Source organism: Streptomyces sp. NPDC047000 (assembly GCF_040644295.1).
GTDB lineage: Bacteria > Actinomycetota > Actinomycetes > Streptomycetales > Streptomycetaceae > Streptomyces.
In genome coordinates this window covers 256,192-276,171 of record NZ_JBEYWE010000007.1, presented here as the reverse complement: position 1 = coordinate 276,171, position 19,980 = coordinate 256,192, and the positions used below count along the sequence as shown (strand labels likewise).

General features: G+C 70.9%; 16 protein-coding genes. 1 reads left to right on the top strand and 15 read right to left on the bottom strand.

Going from position 1 to position 19,980, the window contains the following annotated elements; translation table 11 throughout:
- Nucleotides 1–15 precede the first annotated feature (15 nt).
- From ABZ862_RS14825 to ABZ862_RS14775, 11 genes are all read right to left on the bottom strand, one after another.
- Complete coding sequence (locus ABZ862_RS14825) at nt 16–555, bottom strand: hypothetical protein (RefSeq protein ID WP_360957220.1); 540 nt, start codon at nt 553–555, stop codon at nt 16–18.
- Between the two features lie 158 nt (nt 556–713).
- The gene (locus tag ABZ862_RS14820) at nt 714–1,856 is read right to left on the bottom strand and encodes a glycerol dehydrogenase (protein WP_360957217.1); all 1,143 of its coding nucleotides are present in this window, start codon (nt 1,854–1,856) and stop codon (nt 714–716) included.
- Nucleotides 1,857–1,978: 122 nt separating this feature from the next.
- Nucleotides 1,979–3,883, bottom strand: coding sequence for a Mov34/MPN/PAD-1 family protein (locus ABZ862_RS14815; protein ID WP_360957214.1), 1,905 nt, complete (start codon nt 3,881–3,883; stop codon nt 1,979–1,981).
- A gap of 19 nt (nt 3,884–3,902) precedes the next feature.
- Nucleotides 3,903–4,334 carry a hypothetical protein gene (locus ABZ862_RS14810; protein WP_360957211.1) on the bottom strand — a complete coding sequence of 144 codons (432 nt, stop codon included), beginning with the start codon at nt 4,332–4,334 and terminating at the stop codon, nt 3,903–3,905.
- 94 nt (nt 4,335–4,428) lie between these two features.
- The gene (locus ABZ862_RS14805) at nt 4,429–5,478 is read right to left on the bottom strand and encodes an ABC transporter permease (protein WP_360957209.1); all 1,050 of its coding nucleotides are present in this window, start codon (nt 5,476–5,478) and stop codon (nt 4,429–4,431) included.
- A 20-nt stretch (nt 5,479–5,498) separates the two neighbouring features.
- A complete protein-coding gene (locus ABZ862_RS14800) occupies nt 5,499–7,052 on the bottom strand; it encodes a sugar ABC transporter ATP-binding protein (RefSeq protein WP_360957206.1) in 1,554 nt (517 codons plus the stop codon).
- 6 nt (nt 7,053–7,058) lie between these two features.
- Nucleotides 7,059–8,228, bottom strand: a complete 1,170-nt coding sequence (locus tag ABZ862_RS14795) for a substrate-binding domain-containing protein (protein ID WP_360957203.1) — start codon at nt 8,226–8,228, stop codon at nt 7,059–7,061.
- A gap of 80 nt (nt 8,229–8,308) precedes the next feature.
- Nucleotides 8,309–9,691: a Xaa-Pro peptidase family protein gene (locus ABZ862_RS14790; RefSeq protein ID WP_360957200.1), complete on the bottom strand. Its 1,383-nt coding sequence runs from the start codon at nt 9,689–9,691 to the stop codon at nt 8,309–8,311.
- Between the two features lie 313 nt (nt 9,692–10,004).
- The gene (locus tag ABZ862_RS14785) at nt 10,005–11,030 is read right to left on the bottom strand and encodes a 2-dehydropantoate 2-reductase (protein ID WP_360957197.1); all 1,026 of its coding nucleotides are present in this window, start codon (nt 11,028–11,030) and stop codon (nt 10,005–10,007) included.
- Between the two features lie 194 nt (nt 11,031–11,224).
- A complete protein-coding gene (locus ABZ862_RS14780; protein WP_360957195.1) occupies nt 11,225–11,527 on the bottom strand; it encodes a Dabb family protein in 303 nt (100 codons plus the stop codon).
- A 34-nt stretch (nt 11,528–11,561) separates the two neighbouring features.
- The gene (locus tag ABZ862_RS14775; protein WP_360957192.1) at nt 11,562–12,989 is read right to left on the bottom strand and encodes an amidohydrolase family protein; all 1,428 of its coding nucleotides are present in this window, start codon (nt 12,987–12,989) and stop codon (nt 11,562–11,564) included.
- A gap of 283 nt (nt 12,990–13,272) precedes the next feature.
- Here ABZ862_RS14775 and ABZ862_RS14770 point away from each other — a divergent pair, with 283 nt between their 5' ends.
- Nucleotides 13,273–13,983: a helix-turn-helix domain-containing protein gene (locus tag ABZ862_RS14770; protein ID WP_360957189.1), complete on the top strand. Its 711-nt coding sequence runs from the start codon at nt 13,273–13,275 to the stop codon at nt 13,981–13,983.
- A gap of 68 nt (nt 13,984–14,051) precedes the next feature.
- Here ABZ862_RS14770 and ABZ862_RS14765 read toward each other — a convergent pair whose 3' ends face one another.
- Genes ABZ862_RS14765 through ABZ862_RS14750 form a run of 4 tightly spaced genes read right to left on the bottom strand, consistent with a single transcriptional unit; the run spans nt 14,052 to nt 19,926 of the window.
- On the bottom strand, nt 14,052–14,939 hold the full coding sequence (locus ABZ862_RS14765) for an NAD(P)-dependent oxidoreductase (RefSeq protein ID WP_360957187.1): 888 nt from the start codon (nt 14,937–14,939) through the stop codon (nt 14,052–14,054).
- Nucleotides 14,940–14,986: 47 nt separating this feature from the next.
- Nucleotides 14,987–16,387, bottom strand: a complete 1,401-nt coding sequence (gene lpdA / locus ABZ862_RS14760; RefSeq protein WP_360957184.1) for a dihydrolipoyl dehydrogenase — start codon at nt 16,385–16,387, stop codon at nt 14,987–14,989.
- Nucleotides 16,388–16,413: 26 nt separating this feature from the next.
- Nucleotides 16,414–17,709 carry a dihydrolipoamide acetyltransferase family protein gene (locus tag ABZ862_RS14755; RefSeq protein WP_360957181.1) on the bottom strand — a complete coding sequence of 432 codons (1,296 nt, stop codon included), beginning with the start codon at nt 17,707–17,709 and terminating at the stop codon, nt 16,414–16,416.
- Nucleotides 17,710–17,745: 36 nt separating this feature from the next.
- Nucleotides 17,746–19,926: a thiamine pyrophosphate-dependent enzyme gene (locus ABZ862_RS14750; protein WP_360957178.1), complete on the bottom strand. Its 2,181-nt coding sequence runs from the start codon at nt 19,924–19,926 to the stop codon at nt 17,746–17,748.
- Nucleotides 19,927–19,980 lie beyond the last annotated feature (54 nt).

The following is a 19,980-nucleotide window of genomic DNA, read 5'->3' as shown; positions in this document are numbered from 1 at the left end:
GGGACCCGGGCGCGGTCACCAGCTGTGCGCGACGTCCACCACCACCCGCTCGGGCAGCACCAGCACGCGGAACGGCAGCCTGGCCCGGACCCCGAGTCCGATGTGAGTCGCCGAATCATAGGTTCCGCCGAACTTCGCGTCCCGGAAGGTCCGGTAGCCGCTGAAGTCCAGCCCCGGCAGCGGGTCCGCGAGCCCGACCGGGTACTGCGCCTGGTCGACCGGCGCGGTGAACTGGATCTCGATGATCGCCCCGCCCTCGACGGGAATCCCCGTCTGGGACGGGACGTGGGCGAACCCGGGCACGTACTGCACCCAGTACATGGCCGGATCGGCCGTGGTCATGCCCGGGATGTCGAAGACCATCCGGTCGTAGCAGGTGTGACGGCCGGTCCGGACACCCGTCAGGGCACCGGTCATCGCGAGCGACCCCGGCTCCGACTTCGTCGTGCTCCCCCAGCCCGTCTCACACACGGCGGACGGCTGCGCGGCGGCAGCCGGCGCTGCGCCGGCTCCTGCCAGTACCAGCGCCAGCGTCACCGTTGCCCAGCGTCTCATCGGTCACCAACTCCTTTGTCCCGCTTCGGCTCTGAACGTCCATGCGAGGTGAGACAAAGGGGGTGGCGAAATGGTTGGCCGCGCTGTCCTCACCGTTCAGAACCGGCTGCCGCCGGCGGTCGAGGCGGGCACAGGATCCCCCGCGGGCCCGGTCCGGGTCAGTGGGCTTCGTGGCGTACCGGGGCGGGAAGTCCCGCGTCCTCACGGACCCGGACGGCGAACCGCTCGATCGACTTGAGCGCGCTGACCACGTCCTCGCTGCGGACCTCGAAGGGCATCGAGTGGATCGTCTCGCCCTCCGCCGTGGCCGCGTCCGCCACGGTCCGCAGCGCCTCGTCGTCGTCCACCCGCAGCCCGGCCTCGGTGAGGGTGGTGGGCAGGCCCACCCGGGTCGTGAACTCGACGAACTCGCGGATGTCGGCGGTGGGCGCGCCCTCCAGGACCAGCTGGGTGAGGGATCCGATGTTGACCTTCTCGCCGTGCGCCAGACCGTGGGTGTGCGGCACCGCGGTGAGGCCGTTGTGGATCGCGTGGGCGGCGGCCAGGCCGCCGGACTCGAATCCCAGGCCCGAGAGCAGCGTGTTGGCCTCGATGACCTTCTCGACGGCCGGGGTCACCTGGTGGTCCATGACGGCCTGGATCGCCGGGAGCGCGTTCTCCCAGAGGATGTCCCAGCTGAGCTGGGCGAGTGCGGTGCCGGTGAGTGTGGGCAGGCCGCCGGCCATCGTTCTCGAGTGGGACCGAGCGGTGGCGCGGGCCTCGAGCCAGGTGGCGAGGGCGTCGCCCACCCCCGCCACCAGCAGCGCGGCCGGTGCGTCGGCCACGACCTGGGAGTCGACCAGGACCAGGTCGGGGTTGCGGGGGAAGAAGCGGTACTCCTCGAACTCCCCGTTCGCCGTGTAGATCACGGAGAGCGCACTGCAGGGCGCGTCCGTGGAGGCGACGGTCGGGCAGTTGGCCCAGCGGATCCCGGCGAGGTGGCCGGCGGCCTTGACCGCGTCGATGGTGCTGCCGCCGCCCACGGCGACGGCCACGTCGGAACCGGTGGCCTTGATGACGTCGACGAGCCTGTCGACCTCGCGGGCACTGGGCACACCGGTGAACCGCTCGCGTGTGACGGGCAGCCCGGCGGACTTCAGGGACGTCGTGACGTCGTGCCCCACCAGGCCCCAGACGAGGTCGTCGGCGACGACCAGCGGCGTGGATCCGATGGGCTTGAGGTATTCACCGAGCTGATGGATCGCTCCCCTGCCCTGTACATAGCGACCGGGGCTGATGACGGTACGGAGCGGGCGTGTCATGACTCCTCCATATTTCGACTCAGGTGGTCAAAATATTCCCTCTGGACGATAAGACGACGATTCGGCGAGCGGAAGAGTCGAAAGGCCCTGATGAGGTGAGACGTCGCGGACGCTGCGACGTCTCACACGGAGGGGTCCGAGGGGACGATGCTGATCCCGTCCTCGAAGACCTCGCCCTCGACGATGCGGAAGGAACGGAACTCGACGTTCTCCGGATCGGCGAGGGAGACGATCACATAGTGGGCACCGGGCTCGTTCGCGTAGGAGATGTCCGTGCGGGACGGGTACGCCTCGGTGTCGATGTTCGAGTGGTAGATGACGACCACTTCCTCGTCGCGTTCGTCCATGCTCCGGTAGACGTTCACCACGTCCTGCCCGTCCATCTCGTAGAACGTCCGCGAAGCCGCCGCGTTGCGCATCGGGATGTGTCTCTCCGGGCGTCCGTGACCGGCGGGGCCCACCACCAGGCCGCACGCCATCAGCGGGTACTGGGCCCGCGCGTGCGCGACGATCGCGTCGTGGACCGACTGCCCGATGACGAGTCCGTGTCCGCGCCCGCTGCCGGTGCAGGCGTCCCGCTCCCGTTCGATGTCGGCGCGCATGACGTGGGCGGACCGGTAGCGACGGGCCGGATCCGTGTCCAGCGCCTTCAGGACGACGCGGTCGGTCCCGGGCGGGATCCGGGGGTCGAAGGCGCTCGGGGGCCGGCCGTCGAAGGGGGGCACGAGCGCCAGCAGCTCGTAGAGCAGGCACCCGGTCGCGTACAGGTCGGTTCCGGTGTCCGGGCCGCCGACGGAGCCGAAGCCGGTGATCCTGACCTGGCTGTCGCGGTCCAGGAGGACGTTGGCCGGTCTGATGTCCCCGTGCACCGCGCCCTCGGCGTGGGCGTACTCGAGCGTCCGCAGGATGCCGGCCGTCCATCCCAGGGCGGTCCCCGGGTCCGGCCTGTGCCCGGAGTCCAGGAGTTCGCGCAGCGTCGGGCCGTCCACGTACTCCGTCACCGTGTAGGGCACCGAGACCTGGCCGAAGCGATGCTGGAGCCGGTCGTGGACGGCGACGATCCCGGGATGGCGGAGCGCGGCGGCCGACCGGCTCTCCTCGCGGAACCGTGCCTGGAACGAGGGGTTGAGCACGAGGTCCGGCAGCAGGGACCGCACCGCCACCGCACGGTGGCGGTGCCTGTCGTATCCGCGGTGGACCTCGCAGATACCCTCACGGCCGAGGAGCTCGCCCATCTCGTAACGGCCCCCGAGCAGTTGTGGCCTCCGGAGCCACTCCCGTCTGCCCCGGGCCGAGCGCGCGACGGTCAGCCGGTAGTGGATCTCACCCCACAGGCGCGGGCTCTGGTCGGGCCGGGCCGCGTGCATGCGTTCACAGACGTACTGGTAGAGGTCCTTCTCGCTGACGACCCCGTCCCGGTCGAGGTCCGCCTCGCCCGAGCGCAGCCCCTCGATCACCGCTCCGGTGAAGAGGGAGGGCCGGGGATCCAGTTCGCTGAGCCGGTCGTCCTCCCAGGCGTACTCGATCTCGTTGCTCGCGGTGAGCACCACGGTGCCGTCGCCGGTGAGTGCGTCCCTGAGGTGCACCGTGGTGTCGCCCTTGCGGCCCCGCATGAACGCCCCGCTGTAGCAGCAGTCGAGCAGCAGGACGATCGACTTGGCGCGGCACTTCCTGATCTGCCTGCGCAGGAACTCGGCCGACACGGTGGTGGAGTCGAGCAGTCTGCGCCGGGTGCCCCGTGTCGCGAAGAACAGTTCGCCGTCGTCGTCCTTGATGCCGTGACAGGACATGTGCAGCAGCAGGAAGTCGTCGCGGCTGCGGTCGATGAAGAAGCTCTCGACGGCGGTGGTCGCTTCCTGGTGCGGGGCGTCGACGACGCTGCTCACCTGGTATCCGCCGATGTACGGGTCCCCCAGCACCTCCGCCAGCCCGTCGACGTCCGCCATCGGTGAGCGCAGCCCTCCCAGACCGGGATGGTCGTACGTCTTCGTGCCGATGAGCAAGGCGAAACGGCCGCCCTTGGACATGTTCCCGTCCCCCGCCACCTCACAGCCCCGGGTCCGCGGCCGGCGCCGGTTCCGGCCCGGGCGGCGGCGTGGGACCGTGCTGCGCGATGAACGCCTCGATCAGACGGTGCTGATCGGCGCGGGACACGGCCTGCACCTCGATGCTGTCCCCGTCGACGGTCAGGGTGACCGCGCGGACCGGCCGGTTCTCCAGCCATGTCTGCAGCAGCCGCACCACACTGCGCAGAGCGAACGGCGCCGTGGTCACCACGAGGGCGCCCAGCGCGATCGTCCCGGCCGGCTTGGCGCCGTCGGGGGCGCGGCCCGAACGGCTCAGCTCCACACGCTGTACGTCCAGTTCGAGAAGACGGTCCCGTAACCGGCCTGTCAGTCTGTCCAGTTCTTCCTGGTCGCTGTCCTCGCCCCTTTCCAGCACCAGGTGCAACCGGTGTTCCCCGCCGTCGCTCGTCACCGTGTCCGCCTCCCCCGTACCGCCGGTGACGGAGGAGTCTAGCCGTCACCGGCGGTCACGGAGGGGTTTCTCTCCGGAATCACCTGTCCTGCCCTCATTCGCCGACCTCGGAGCTCCCGGTGCGCCGGCGGCGCAGATAGGCGGAGAGGACGATGGCGAGGATCAGGGCCGTGCCGTTGAAGACGTCGGTGACCCAGGGGGCGGCGCCGAGCAGGGAGAGACCGCTGACGACCATGGTGAGGAAGTACAGCGAGATGACGGTGCCGCCCACGTTGTAGGTGCCCGGACGCCAGGTCGTGGCGCCCAGGAAGGCCGCGGCCAGGGCGGGCAGGACGAAGGTGATGGTCCCGACCGAGGGATCGGCGTTGCCCTGGGCGGCGATCTGCAGCACTCCGGCGACGCCCGCGGTCGCGCCGCCGGTGACGAAGCTCAGCAGGACGATGCGGTTGACCGGGATGCCCGTCAGCCTGGCCGCCCTGAGATTGGAGCCGACTCCTTGCAGATAGCGGCCGTAGGGGGTCTGCCGCAGGACGAACCAGGCGATCGCCGCCACGACGAGTGTGAAGACGAACAGCACCGGCACGCCGGCGACCGCACGGGCGTTGAGATCGGTGAGCAGCGGGGACAGGCCGCTGCTGATCGGTGTCCCGCCGGTGTACGCGGACACCAGGCCGCCGATGATGATGCTCACGCCCAGCGTCCCGATGATCGAGTGGACCCCGAGGTAGGCCACCAGCAGTCCGTTGACCGCGCCGACGGCCGCGCCGGTGAGGATCCCGGCGAGGACCGCGAGCGCGAGCGGCAGGTGGTACGAGGACATCACCGAGGCGGCGATGATCGCGCTCAGGCCCACGTTGGCGCCGACGGATATGTCGAACCGTCCGGCGACCAGCGGGATCATCAGGGCGATCGCGACCACGGCGAGCACCGACCCGGAGGTCGCGATGCCGGTCCAGTTGGCGTAGGTGCCGAAGGTGTCCGGGCGCAGCACCGTGAACACCACGGCCACCACGACGGAGAGGACCAACAGGCCGTAGCGCTCCAGGATGTTCGCCATCAGGTGTTCGCGGGACGCCGCCGCGGCACGGGGGCCGGCCTCGGTCCGCGTCGTGGGTCCGTTCCCGGATCCGTCTTCCTGGTCCATCACATCTCCTGCCACGGGCTTCATGACGCCGCCTCCTTGCCGGTATAGGTCAGATAGGTCAGGGTTTCCCGGTCCAGCCGCTCCTTGGGGAGTTCCGCGCTGATCACGCCGTCCTGCAGGACGAGCACCCGGTCGGAGGCGTGCACGAGTTCCTCGAAGTCGGAGCTGACGAGGACGACGGCCATGCCCCGCCCGGTGGCGTGCCGGATCGCCTCGTAGACATCGGCCCGGGCGCCGACGTCCACGCCCTGGGTCGGCTCGTCCAGGAGCAGCACCCGGGGCTCACGTCTCAGCCAGCGGGCCAGGACGACCTTCTGCTGGTTGCCGCCGGAGAGCGTGGAGAACAGCGCCGTCTCCCGGGGAGGCTGGATGCCGAACTCGCTGATCGAGCGGAGGGCGTCCTGCTGCTCCGGCTTCGCCCGCAGCCGGCCGAACCTGCGGTAGCGGGACACCTGCGCCATGGACAGGTTGGTCTGCACGGTCAGATCGCCGAACGCCGCGTCGAGCGTGCGGTCCTCGGGTACGTAGGCGATGCCCGCGGCGATCATCGGGGCGGGGGTCCTGCTCCTGGGCAGGACACGGCCGCCGAGCCGGACCTCGCCGCGTTCGGGACGCAGCGCGCCGAAGATCATGCGCAGCAGTTCGGAGCGTCCGCTGCCCAGCAGTCCGGCGACGCCCAGCACCTCGCCCTCGTGCACATCGAGGTCGACGCCCTTGAGCGGGCCGCCGGCCAGGTCGCGCACGGAGAGCAGTACGTCGGTGCGGGGGATCTGGTCCGCCTCCCGTTCGCCGAACAGACGGTCGATGGGGCGGCCGGCGATGCACTCGGTCAGGGTCGCGTCGGTGAGACCGCTGACCGGGCGGGTCACGATGTGTCTGCCGTCGCGCAGGACCGTCACCGTGTCCGAGATCGACATGACCTCGTCGATGCGGTGGCTGACGTAGATGATGCCCTGGCCGGCCTCGGCGCAGCGGCGCACCGAGGCGAGCAGGACCTCCACCTCGCCCTGGGGCAGCGAGGCGGTGGGCTCGTCCAGCACCAGGAGGGACGGTTCCTCGCCCTCGCCCCGTTCCAGGGCGCGGGCGATGGCCACCATCGTCCGGTCCGCCGGGCGCAGGTCGCCCAGCTTGTCGCCCGGGCGGGCGTCGATGCCGAATCTCTCCAGCAGCGGGCCGACCCGGCGGTGGAGGTCGCGGGTGCGGACGGCGCCCCCTCGGGTGGGGAAGCCGCCGAGCATCGCGATGTTGTCCGCCACGGTCAGCTCGCCGAAGAGGCCGGGGTCCTGGTGGACGAAGCGCAGCCGGTTCTCCCTGGCCAGCGCGGGGCTGGTGGCGGCGGCGTCCACCGGGCGGCCGTCGAATTCCAGAATGCCGCCGGGGTCGGCCTGGTGGACGCCCGCGAGGATCTTGATGAGGGTGGATTTCCCCGATCCGTTGCCGCCGAGCAGGGCGTGGATCTCGCCGTGCTCCACCTCGAAGGAGATCCCGTCGAGGGCTTTGAGCGTGCCGAAGGTCTTCGAGACCCCGCGGACCCGCAGGGCCGCGGTCCCGGTGGTCGCCGTCGCGTCAGCCATGTCCGGTCACTTGCCCCAGACGGCCCGGTAGGCGGCCTGGTAGTCGACGGGCAGCTTCACGGGCTTCCCGGCCGCGGGGAGGTTGTGCTTGGCGTCGACGTAGAGCACGCCGCCGCCCTGGCTGGGCAGGCTCTTGGCGCTCTCCCCGGCGAACAACCGGTTGAGGGTGTCGGCGGTGGCCCACATGTACCAGTCGTAGGGGACGAAGGACGCGGACGTCTGCTCGCCGGACCGGATCAGGTCGAGGTTGGAGGGCAGGCCCTCCGAGCCGACCTTGAGCAGGTTCGCGGCGTGTCCGGACTGCTTGACGGCGGTGCTCAGACCGAGCTGCATGAGCGCGTCGGTGTCCCAGGTGATCGCTTTCACCTTCGGGTACTTCAGCAGGACGGACTTCCAGGTCGCGGTCGCGGGGTTGGGCACCTGGGAGAAGGTGAACGGCGAGTTCACCACCGTGCACTTGGGGCACTTGGCCTTGATCTCCGCGGCGAAGCCCTCCTCCATGTACTGGTGTGCCCGCTGGCTCGTCTCGTTGACGTCGATGACGGTGCCGCCCGCGCTGCCGAGCGACGCGGCGACGTAGTCCGCGCGGGACCGCCCGAGCCGCTTCCACAGGTCGGCCTGGTCGGCGCTGCCCATGATGTTGACGCTGGCGGCGAAGAGCGGTTCACCGCCGAAGGCGCTGTCGTCGCAGTCCAGGGAACCGAAGTTGACGACCGGGACCTTGGCGGACTTGGCGTTCACCAGCGCGCTCTTGATACCGGGGCAGTCGAAGGTGAAGAGGCCGATGCCGTCTACGTGCGCGGCCACGCCCTGCTTGATCGCGTTGGCCGCCGTCGACGGGTCGGCCTTGCCGTCGACGACGGTGACCTTCCAGCCGAGCGCGGTGCCGGCGTTCTTGAAGGACGTGGCGGCGTTGGCACAGGCCACGTACGCCTGGCCGCACGAGATGTACCAGACGGTCTTGCCCTTCTGGGCGGCCGGTCCGCTGGACGGCGGCGCGTCGAAGGCGCCCTTGAAGCCCGCGGAGAGCGCGGAGGTGTCGGCCTTCTTCGCGCCGGCGCCGGCGGCGGTGCCGGTGTTCGCGGTGGAAGAACAGCCGGCCAGGGCGAGGGTGAGGACGGCGCCGGTGGCGGCCGATCTGACGGCCCACGATCCGGTGCGGTGCGTGAGGGACATGGTTCACTCCTGGTGCGGGTGACGGCGGACCGCCGAGGGCAGGCGCTTCGGCGGAGCTGGTGGGGTACGGGAGGGGCGGATCAGCTTTTGCCGAGTCCCGCGGCGGTGTTGCGGTGGGACTGGGAGTCGCGGACGGCCGCCATCGGGCCGTCGACGGTGAAGTAGCGCCGGCCGCCGGCGACCATCAGGTCCTCGGCCGGGAACTTGGTGATGACCTCGCACCCGTCGGCGGTGACGACGATCTCCTCCTCGATACGGGCGGCGCCGATGCCGTCGGCGGACGGCCAGTAGGTCTCGAGGGCGAACACCATGCCCTCCTCGAGCACTTCGGGGTGGTCGAAGGAGACGAGACGGGAGAAGATCGGCTTCTCCCAGATGGACAGCCCGACGCCGTGTCCGTACTGCAGGGCGAAGGCGGACTCCTCGTTCGGGAAACCGAACTCCTGCGCGCTGGGCCAGACCGAGACCACGTCGGCGGTGGTGACGCCGGGGCGGACCATCGCTATCGAACGGTCGATGATCTCCCGGGCCCTGGTGTAGGCGTCGCGCTGGGCCCGGCTGGCCGAACCCACGGCGAAGGTGCGGTAGTAGCAGGTGCGGTAGCCGTTGTAGCTGTGCAGGATGTCGAAGAACGCCGGGTCGCCCGGCCGGATGATGCGGTCGGAGTAGACGTGGGGGTGCGGTGAACAGCGTTCCCCCGAGATCGCGTTGACGCCTTCGACGTACTCGGACCCCAGGTCGTAAAGTTTCTTGGAGACGAGTCCGACGGCCTCGTTCTCCCGCACCCCGGGCCGCAGGAAGCCGTACAGCTCGTCGTAGGCGGCGTCCACCATGGAGGCCGCGTGGGTGAGCAGCCCGATCTCGTCGCGGGTCTTGACCCGGCGGGCGTCGAGGAAGACCTGCTGGCCGTCGACGACGTGCAGGCCGGCCTTCTGCAGGGCGAAGAGGACCGGGAGTTCGACGATGTCGATGCCGAGCGGCTCGTCCGCCAGCCCGTACTTCTCCAGTTCCCGCTTGATCTTGGCGGCGAGGTTCTCGGCTATCCCGGCGTCCGGGTGGAAGGCGCCGCGCAGCACGGAGATGCCCGCGCGGGCGCCGCTCTCGGCACGCGGGGCGACGGCTCCGTGGTGCGGGGCGTGCGGGTCGGCGTCCGCCTCCATGTGGGTCTCGCCGAGCCACGGGTTGTACATCTGATGGTGTCTGGCGGCGGATCCGAAGTCCCAGGAGACGGGGTCGGAGTGCTGGGTGATCAGGGAGAAGCGGATGAGCTTGTCCATGGCCCACGTCCCGATGTGGGTCGCGGTCATGTAGCGGATGTTCCCGAAGTCGAACGCCAGCAGGGCTCCGAGATCGGACGCCCGCAGCTGGGCGCGGAGCCGGGCGAGCCGCTCCTCCCGCAGACGCCCCATGTCGATGCGGGTCTCCCAGTCCACGTTCATGGAGCCGTAACTGGCGATGCTCACGGTGAGCTCCTTGCTTTACGAAGCGGTGAGGGGATGGTGGGGGTCGAAGCCCAACGTGCGTTAAGTATAAGTGAACAACCTGTGGCCACAACCCGCCTGACGGGGATTTTTGTCCACCGATACTGAACACTAAGGGGAGCCCGACGAGGCAGGGGAGAGCGACGGAGGCGAGCCTGCGGACACACGGGCAGGGCGGGGCTGCGCTGGGGCACGGGCGGGGCGAAGGGGCGGGCCCGGGGGACGCCGTATGCGCCGTGCGCGGGCCGCCCCGTCGGCCGGCGAGAGGCGGAGGAACTACGGGGAGGAGGACGAACTACAGGGACGCGAGCAGGAGTTCCGCGTTGGAGGGACGGGCCGGGAGGTCACCGCTCTCGATGCGGTGGGCGAGCTCGACGGTCCGCGCGTTGGCCGGGGCGTCACCCAGCAGCCGCCGGTGCTCGGCCAGGACGAACCCGTTGAGTTCGTCGACCTCGCTGTGCCGCCCCTTCTGCCAGTCCTGGAGCACGGTGGTCTTGGTGTGCGGCAGGGACCAGCGGGTGTACACGGCGTCGAGCATGACCTCGACGAAGCGTTCGGGTGCGGCGGGATCCACGTCCCTCAGGCCGAAGATCGGGACGATGCGGTGTCCGCCGGCGACCGCGGCGCGCACCGCCTCCTTGCCGGCCCGCAGCATGAACTCGTGCATCCCCGGCACCTCCGCCGCGGCCTTCAGCGGCAGGTCGAGGATCGCGGACGGGACCAGTTCCGCCGCGTTCACCACCAGTTTCATCCACTTGGCGGACCGGATGTCCTCGACGGTCTCCACCGTCCCCGCGTGGCGCAGCAGGTCGGCGACCTCCTTCTCACGGCCACGGGCGGCCGGGGCGTCGGCGCCGAGCGCGAACCAGGTCCCGGACGGCGGGGTGTGCCGCTCGACCAGGCCCGGTTCCCACATGGCGGCGGCGATCTCGATGACGGCTGCCAGCGACCGGGCGGGTCCCATGACGTCGCGGACGACGTCCACCGTCATGCCGTTCTGCAGGCCCACCACCAGGCCGTCGGGTTTGACGTACGGTTTGACCAGTTCGCAGGCCCACCGGGTGTCATAGGCCTTGACCACCAGGAACACCACGTCGAACCGCTCGCGCAGGGTCGCCACGTCGCACAGGTGGATCGCCCGTACCGGCGTACGGGTCGTCCCGTCCGGTGTCTCGACGGTGATGCCGTGGGCCCGCATCGCCTCGACGTTGGCCGGCCACTGCTCGATCAGCGTCACGTCGAGCCCGGCGCGGGTCAGATCGGCGCCGACGCTCGCGCCGTTGGCGCCCGTTCCCAGGATGGCGATCTTCTTGTCGGACACGATCCTTGCACCTTGCCTCTTGGGGTAGCGGTGCGCAGCCGTTGCGGTGAACGGACGCGCAGACCTCATGCAGTCTGTCTTTACGGATGTCGGCCTGTCGCGGGGAAATCGTACATACACACTGAACACATGGCGAGGGTTCCGACAGGCCGAGACGGTTCGGTGACCTGCCGCGCCGCAGCGGTGCCCGGCGCTCAGTCCAGCTCGTGGTCGACCACGGCACGCTCGGCGACCAGCGTGTTCAGCCAGGCCACGACCTCGACGTGCGCGGGGTGCCGCTGGTAGGCCTCCAGCGCCGCGTTGTCCTGGTAGTCCGCCACCAGCACCGCGTCCCAGTGCCCTGCGACGATCCCCAGGTCCGCGCCGACCTCCAGCCGCAGGACGCCCGGGACGATCTGCCGCAGCGGCTCGAGCCGTTCCCGCATGGCCGCGACGGCGCTCGCGCGGTCGCCGGTGCCCGCGGCCCGCAGACGGAAGACGACGATATGACGGATCACGGTTCTCTCCTGACGGTGTGGGCCGCGTGCCGGTTCAGCGGTCGAAGACGGGCAGCTCGACCGGGGGCTGCGGGATGAACCCGCCGTGCCGGTCCATCTGGTCGTTCAGATACGCGTGCGACTCCTCCAGGGTGCGCAGCGCGGCGGGCACGTCGACGTGCACCAGACGGCCACCGCGCTTGACGATCCGGCCGTCGACCAGCACCGTGTCGACGTTTCCCGAGTTGGTCTGGGCGATGACCGCGGCACCCGGTTCACGCCGGTTCCAGCCGGCCTGGCTGACCCCGCTCATGTCCAGCAGGACGACGTCGGCACGCTTGCCCGGGGTCAGCGTGCCCACGAGGTCGCCGACACCGGCCGCCCTGGCCCCGTTCACGGTGAGCCATTCCAGGGCGTCGCGGGTGGTCCACCGCATCTGGGTGGGGGCCCGCATCGCGTCGTAGTCGGGGCGGTCGGCGTGCCAGCGGGTGGCCTGGAGCACCAGCCGGGCATGGGAGATCATGTCGGCGCCGGTGCTGCTGGTGCAGTCGATGCCCAGACCGGGGCCCGGGGTGTACCGGGTGGCCTCGTCGATGACGGGGAAGCCCATGCCCATCTGCATCTCGGTCTCGGCGCAGACCGAGACGGTGGTGCCGGTGCCGTCCAGCAGCTCCCACTCGTGCGGGGTGTTGAAGGTGCAGTGCACGAGGAGCAGGTCCTCGCCGAGCATGCCGTGCCGGTGCAGCACCTCGACGTCCTCGAACAGGTTGCGCACCAGCACCTGGTTGGCGTGGAAGGTGATGCGGGCGCCGAGTTCGCGGGCGAGGTCGAACTCGGCCTTGACGTCGGCGACCGGTGCGATGGCCAGTTCCTGCGGCGCGATGCCGAACCTGAGCAGCTGGTCGTCGCTGGAGAAGTAGGTGCTGCGGATCTCCCGCGCCCAGGCGGCCCTGGTCTTCAGGCCGCTCGGGTCGGAGCCGGCCTCCTGGCCGCCCTGCTCCTCCGACCAGGTGTTGGAGGTGACGGGCACCAGACCGTGGCCGTACAGACCGCGCACGCCGGAGTCGCGCAGGCCCTCGACCGACGCGTGGGCGTAGTCGAGGTCGAGGATGTTGTGGCAGTAGTCGACGAGGGTGGTCACGCCGGAGTTGAGGGCGTCCAGACCGCCGAGGTAGTTGCCGGCGTACATGTCCTGGGGCCGGTAGCGGGTGGCCATCTGGATACGGAATCCGCGCAGGTAGTCCGGGATGTTGCCGTCGGCCAGGATGCCGCGCAGACCGGTCTGCCAGGTGTGGCGGTGGGTGTCGACCATGCCGGGCATGGCGATCATCCGCGAGGCGTCGATGCGTTCGGCCCCGTCGGCGGCCACCTCGGGGCCGACAGCCGCGATCCGGCCGTCCTCGATCAGGATGTTCGCCCGCTCGAACTCGCCGAGCGCGGGGTCCATCGTGACGACTGCGGCGTTCTCGATCAGTATGCGCATGGTGCTTCCTTCCTGGCGCTCATCCTTGAGCGTCCAGCGATCGTATACACGGCCTTCGCGAGTTCCAATAGGACTGAACACTCGAAATCGAGAACGGTCAGCCGTTCGGTCCGGACGGAGGCGCGAAAGGGCAGGTCCCGGGCGGATTCGGGGCAAGAAGTGCCTGAACGGCGCCCGAGGGGGGTCAGGAGCGGCGGGACGGATGGGTTCTGCCGCCGACCCTGTGTAGTCTCATTGGACAATGGGACATACAACCGGGCGGGACACCGCGATGACGAATGCCATGACGAACCATTTCGGCCCCAACCTGCGTGCGGCGCGTACCGCCAAGGGACTCAGTCTGCGTGCGGTGGCCTCCGCCGTCGGGATCTCGGCGAGCCTGCTCTCCCAGGTGGAGACCGGCAAGACACAGCCTTCGGTGAGCACCCTGTACGCCCTGGTGACACATCTGGGCGTCTCGGTCGACGGCCTCATGGCGCCGCCGGCCGACCAGCGGGATGCGCCGCGGCCCGCGGACGGCCCCGCGCCCGTGGCACCGGTCTCCGACGCCATCCAGCGGGCCGAGGACAACCCGAGCATCGAGATGGAGAACGGGGTGACCTGGGAGCGGCTGGCCGTCGGCAGCCGCAGCGAGGTCGACCCGCTGCTGACCACCTACGCGCCCGGCGCCTCCAGCTCGGTCGAGGGCCGTCTGATGCGGCACGCCGGCACGGAGTACGGCTACCTCATGGAGGGTGAGCTGACCCTCAAGCTCGACTTCGACACCCATGTGCTGCGGGCGGGGGATTCCCTGTGCTTCGCGTCGAGCCGTCCGCACCTGTACTTCAACCACACCGACCGGCCGGCCAGGGGGATCTGGTTCGTCGTGGGCCGGCACAACACCGGCGACGGCGGGAACCTGCTGGCCCGGCTCGGTCTGCCCGAACCGGGCACCGGCCCGGTGCGCTCGGCGGTGGACGCGCTCGCCGCGCTGCGCCCGCCGCAGGACGGCTGACCGCCCCGCGGCGGCCGGCCGCAGGACGGTGACGGACCGTTCCCGGCCGGACGGCCGGAGCACCCGCGTCACGGCGTCTGTTCGCACAGGGTCCGCAGGAACACCGCGACCGCCGACTCGTCCGCGTCGCCGAACCCGGCGGCGGACGCCCGGCCGAGCACGTCGAGGGCGGCCCGGGTCTGCGGCACCGGGGCACCGACCCGGTCGGCGAGGGCGGTGGCCAGGCGCAGGTCCTTGGCGGCCAGGTCCAGGCTGAAGCCCACGGGCGTCTCGCCGGGCCGTTCGAACGCCGCCTGTTTGTAGCCGACGAACGGGGCCGCGACGGCACTGTTCAGCAGGACCGCGTAGGCCGCTTCGCGGGGCACGCCGGCCCGCTCGGCCAGGACCAGTGCCTCGGACACCGCCTCATTCAGGCTGTGCACCACCGAGTTGACCGCCAGCTTCATCACGCTGCCGCTGCCGCTCGGCCCCAGGTGCATCACGGGGTCGCCGAGCTGGGAGAGCAGCGGGCGGGCGCGTTCCACCGCGTCGGTGTCGCCCGCCGCCATGACGGTCAGGGTGGCCGCGGTCGCCGCCTGCACGCTGCCGGAGACGGGGGCGTCGACGAGGTCGGCCCGCCGCCCGGCCAGCAGGTGCCGCAGCCGCCGGACGGTGTCCGGGGAGACCGTGCCCATGTCGATGGCGAGGGTGCCCGGTGCGATCCGGTCCAGGGCGCCGCCGGGTCCGGTGTAGGCGGCCATCAGCGCGTCGTCGTCGGCGAGCATGGTGATCACCACCTCGGCGTCCGTGACGCACTCCGCGGGTGTGGCGGCCGAGGCGGCACCGTGCCGGGCGGCGAACACCTCGGCCTTGGCGGGCGTGCGGTTCCAGACGGTCAGCCGGTGTCCCGCCCGGGTCAGGCGGGCGGCCATGGGCAGGCCCATGCGGCCCAGGCCCAGAAATGCGATATCGGTCATCGTGTGTTCCCTCTGAGCTGTGTCACGGCGGGGTCCGGGCCGCGGCGTCAGGCGTTGATCGGGTGGCCGAGCAGCCCGTGGAAGGCCTCCTGGAGGGCTTCGGAGAGCGTCGGGTGGATGTGCACGTTGCGTGCCAGTTCCCGGGCGGTGAGTTCCCACTTCTGGGCCAGGGTCAGTTCGGGCAGCAGCTCGGAGACGTCCGGGCCGATCAGGTGGCCGCCGAGCAGTTCGCCGTGGGTGCGGTCCGCCACGAGCTTGACGAACCCGGTGGCGTCGCCGAGACCGTGGGCCTTGCCGTTGGCGGCGAAGGGGAACTTCGACACGACGACGTCGTGCCCCTCCGCGCGGGCCTGCTCCTCGGTGAGGCCGAAGCCGGCGACCTGGGGCTGGCAGAAGACGGCCCGCGGCATCATCCGGTAGTCGCCCAGCTCCACCGTCTCCGCGCCCGCGATGGTCTCGGCGGCCACCATCCCCTGGGCCTCCGCCACATGGGCGAGCTGGAGCTTCATGGTGACGTCCCCGATGGCGTACAGGTGCGGGACGCTGGTGCGCATCCGTTCGTCCACGGCGATCGCGCCGCGGTCGGTGAGGGCGATGCCGGTGTGTTCCCGGCCCCATCCGTCGACGTCGGGTGCGAAGCCGACACTGACCAGCACCCGGTCGGCCGCGAGCCGGTGGGACCGTCCGGCGGCGTCGGTGTAGAGCACTTCGGCATCCCGGCCCAGGTCGGTCACCGACGTCACGCTCGCCGAGGTGACGATCGGGATGCCGAGGGCGCGGTAGGCGCGGCCGATCTCCTGGGAGACCTCCAAGTCCTCGCCGGGCAGCGCCCGGTCCTGGTGCTCCAGGACCGTCACCTGCACACCGTAGGCCCGCAGCACGTACGCGAACTCCATGCCGATGGCGCCGGCGCCGATGACGGCGACGGAGCGCGGCAGTTCGCGGCTGAGGATCTGCTCCTCGTAGGTGACGACGTTGGCCGAGCGTTCGGTGCCGGGCAGCATGCGCGGGCGGGCTCCGGTGGCGATGACCGCGTCGTCGAAGGTGAGGTCGGTGGACTCACCGGACGGCGTGGTGACCCGCAGGGTGTGCGGGGAGGTGAAACGGCCGCGGCCGTGGTGTTCGGTGACGCCGTTCTTCCGCATCAGGAAGTGGACTCCCTTGACGCGGCCCTCGGCGACGTCCCGGCTGCGGTCGAAGGCGGCGCCGAAGTCCGCGGTCGTCTCGCCGCCGAAGCCGAACTTCTCGCGGTCGCGGGTGAGGAGGGTGAGCAGCTCCGCGTTGCGCAGCAGGGCCTTGGAGGGGATGCAGCCGACGTTCAGGCAGACGCCGCCCCAGTACTTCTCCTCGACGACGGCGACCCGCTTGCCGAGTTGGGCGGCCCGGATCGCGGCGACGTAGCCGCCCGGCCCGGCGCCGAGGACGACGACGTCGTAGTGGTCCGTCACGGATGGACTCCTTCGTGGTGACGCGGTCAGGCGAGGAGCCGCAGGGGCTCTTGGAGATGGGAGACGAGGACGTCCATCCACTGCGCGGCGAGCGCCCCGTCGATGGCCCGGTGGTCCACGGAGAGGGTGAGCGCCATCACGGTGGCGATCCCGACGGTGCCGTCGTCCACCACCGGCTGCGGGCGGGCGGCGCCGACCGCGAGGATCGCCGACTGGGGAGGGTTGATGATCGCCGAGAACTCCTCGACGCCGTACATGCCCAGGTTGGTGACGGTGACGGAGCCGCCTTCGAGGTCCCGCTGCGGCAGCCGTCCTTCGTCGGCCAGCCGGACGTACTCCCTGACCTGTGCCGCGATGGCGGCCGGCGAGGTGCGCTGTACATCGCGCAGGACCGGGGTGACCAGCCCGCGCCGGGAGGCGATGGCCACCGACACGTCGACGGAGGCGAAACGGGCGAGGCCGTCCTCGGTCCAGATCACGTTGGCGTCGGGTACCTGGGCATGGGCCCCCGCGACCGCGCGCAGGACGAGGTCGTTGAGGGAGATCTTCTGCGGGGAGACCGCGTTGAGCCGGGTGCGCAGCGCGTTCAGTTCGTCGATCCGGGCCGTGCGGCGCAGATAGAAGTGCGGGATGTCGCGCTTGCTCGCGGTCAGCCGTTCGGCGACGGCCCGGCGCAGCCTGCTGTGCGGGACGAGTTCGTGCTCGCGGCCGGGGGCGGTCGCGGTGGAGGCGGGGGCCGGGGCCGGGGCGGGCGCGGGAGCAGGGGTGGCCGGGGCGGCCGCGGGAGCGGCCTGCGGGACGGCGGATCCGCGGGCCCGTGCGACGGCCGCCTCGGCGTCCGCGCGCACGATGCGGCCGTTCGGGCCGCTGCCGGTGAGGCCGTCGGTGCTCAGGCCGGCCTCGGCGAGCAGCCGCCGGGCGAGGGGTGAGGCGAACACCCTGTGTCCGAGCGGTGGTTCGGGCGGTTCCGGTGCCGTGGGCGCCGGACCGTCCGGGCCCTCGGGTCCGCCGGGCGCGTCCGGGCCGTCCGCGGCGGGGGCGCCGAGGGCGGCGAGCAGCCGGTCGGGGTCGGCGTCCCGTTCCGCCTCCTCGCCGATGAGCGCGATCGGCGCGCCGACCTCGACCGTCGCCCCGTCCTCGACGAGCCGCCGCAGCAGGACGGCGTCGGTGTCGGCCTCCACCTCGACGATCGCCTTGTCGGTCTCGACGACCACGAGGGGTTTGCCGGCGACGATGCGGGCGCCCTGCGGCACCAGCCATTCGGACAGGACGGCCTCGGTGGCACCGGCCGCGACCTCGGGCATGTTCAGGAGTACTGCCATGATGGCTCCTTGGCTGTGGGCTGTCGGCCCGGGGTGTCAGGACGAGGCGAACGCGCGCAGGGCGGCGGCGACTTCCTCGGTCCGGGCGATCGCGGCCCGCTCCAGGACCTTGCTGATGCTCGGTGAGGCGACGGAACCGGTGACCCGCTCGACGGGGGCGTCGAGCCAGTCGAACAGGCGCCGCTGGATCTCGTCGGCCAGCCAGCCGCCGTAGGACGTGCCGCGGGCGCCCTGTTCGACGACGAGGACCCGGTTGGTCTTCTTCACGCTCGTCTCGATCGTCTGCCAGTCGAGGCTCGCCCGGTCCAGCCAGCGCAGGTCGACGAGGTCGGCGTCGACGCCGGGGACCTGGTCCAGGGCTTCGAGGCAGTGCCGCACCATGGACAGGTAGGAGATGATCGTCAGGTCGCCGCCCTCGCGGCGCAGCGCCGCGCTGCCGATGGGGATGCGGTAGTCCAGGTCGTCGACCGGGCCCGGTCCCTTGGTGGGGTACAGGTCGACGTGTTCCAGGACCACGACCGGGTCGTCGCAGGCGAGGGCGGTGTTCATCAGGCCCACGTAGTCGAAGGGGGTGGAGGGGGCGGCCACGCGCAGGCCGGGCGCGGTGGTGAGCACTCCGGCGGGGTCCATGGAGTGCTGGGAGCCGTATCCGGTGCCGGCGGCGAGCTTGCTGCGCAGTACCAGGGGTACCGGGCTGTCGCCGCCGAACATGTGCCGGGCCTTGGCGATCTGGTTGAAGAGCTGGTCGGCCGCGACCCACATGAAGTCGGCGTACATGAACTCCACGACCGGGCGGAACCGTCCGTCCAGTGCCATGCCGCCGGCCATGCCGGCGAAGGCGTTCTCGCTGATGGGGGTGCCCAGGACCCGGTCGGGGAACATCTCCAGGGGCTTGCGGGTGGCGCCGTTGGTGCCGCCCTTGAGGCCGTCGACGTCCTCGCCCAGCAGGACCACCGACGCGTCGGTCTCCATGCGGCGGGCCATGACCTCGCCGACGACGTCGATGAAGCGCCGTTCGGCGAGCTCGCCGCCGAAGGCCGTCTCCTCCTCGTAGCGGCTGCCGTCGAGTTCGCTCAGGTCGCCGAGGATGCCGACGTCGACGAATCCGGGGTCGGGCCACTTGTCGGCCCGGAAGCGGCGGCGGCCGGGCTTGTCGCCGGGGATCTGCTCCAGCAGTTCGTCCCCGACGGAGCGCAGGCAGGCGGTGATCTCGGTGTGCCGGGCCTCGTACTCCTCGGCCGTGATCAGCTCGCGCCGCAGCGCCTGCTCCTTGAGCAGCCGCAGCGGGTCACGCGCGCGCCAGCTCTCCTCCTCGTCCTTGCTGCGGTAGCCGAAGGCGCTGCCGGGGTAGGCGCCGTTCTGGTGGAAGTAGCGGTACACCTCGGCCTCGATGATCGTGGGGCCGTGGCCGGCCCGCATATGGGCCACGGCCTCCTCCGTCGTGAGCCGGACGGCCAGCGGGTCCATGCCGTCCACCCGCCAGCTCGGTATGCCGAAGCCGGGGCCGCGGGCGGACAGTCTCGGCTCGCGGGTGACCCGGTCGACGTGGGTGGAGACGGCGTAGAGGTTGTTCTCGATGAAGAAGCAGACCGGCAGCCGCCAGGCGGCGGCCAGGTTGAAGGACTCCAGGACGGATCCGATGTTGACCGCGCCGTCGCCGAAGTAGGTCACGGAGACGGCGTCGGTGCCGGAGCGCAGCTGGTTGAAGGCGTAGCCCAGGGCCTGGGGTACGCCGCCGCCGACGATGGCGTTGGTGCCCATGGCGCCCGCTTCGGCCCACCGCAGGTGCATCGAGCCGCCTCGGCCCCGGCAGTAGCCGTCGGCCAGTCCGCAGATCTCGGAGAGGGTCCGGCTCAGTACGGTCCGGACGTCCGCGGTGAGTTCGGGCAGTCGGCCGGGAGCCGGTGTCATCACGTGGCCGAACGCCTTGGCCAGGAACTGGTGGTGGCCCCGGTGCGAGCCGTTGATCATGTCGGCGCCGGTCAGCGGGAGGGCGGAGCCGACCGCGCCGCCCTCCTGGCCGATGCTCGAGTGGACCGGGCCGTGGGTCAGGCCCGCTGAGGCGAGTTCGAGGGCGTACTCCTCGAAGACCCGGATCCACAGGGTCCGCATCAGCATGTCGCGCACCGTGTCGGGGTCGGCCGCGTCCCAGTCCGCGGGGCGGGTCGTGAGGTGGATCCAGGGGGATGCGGCGGTGAGTTTCTTCCGCGACGGCATGGTGTACCTCCGAGCAACAGCCGTTCAATGGATCCATTCGAACCATGATCCCGA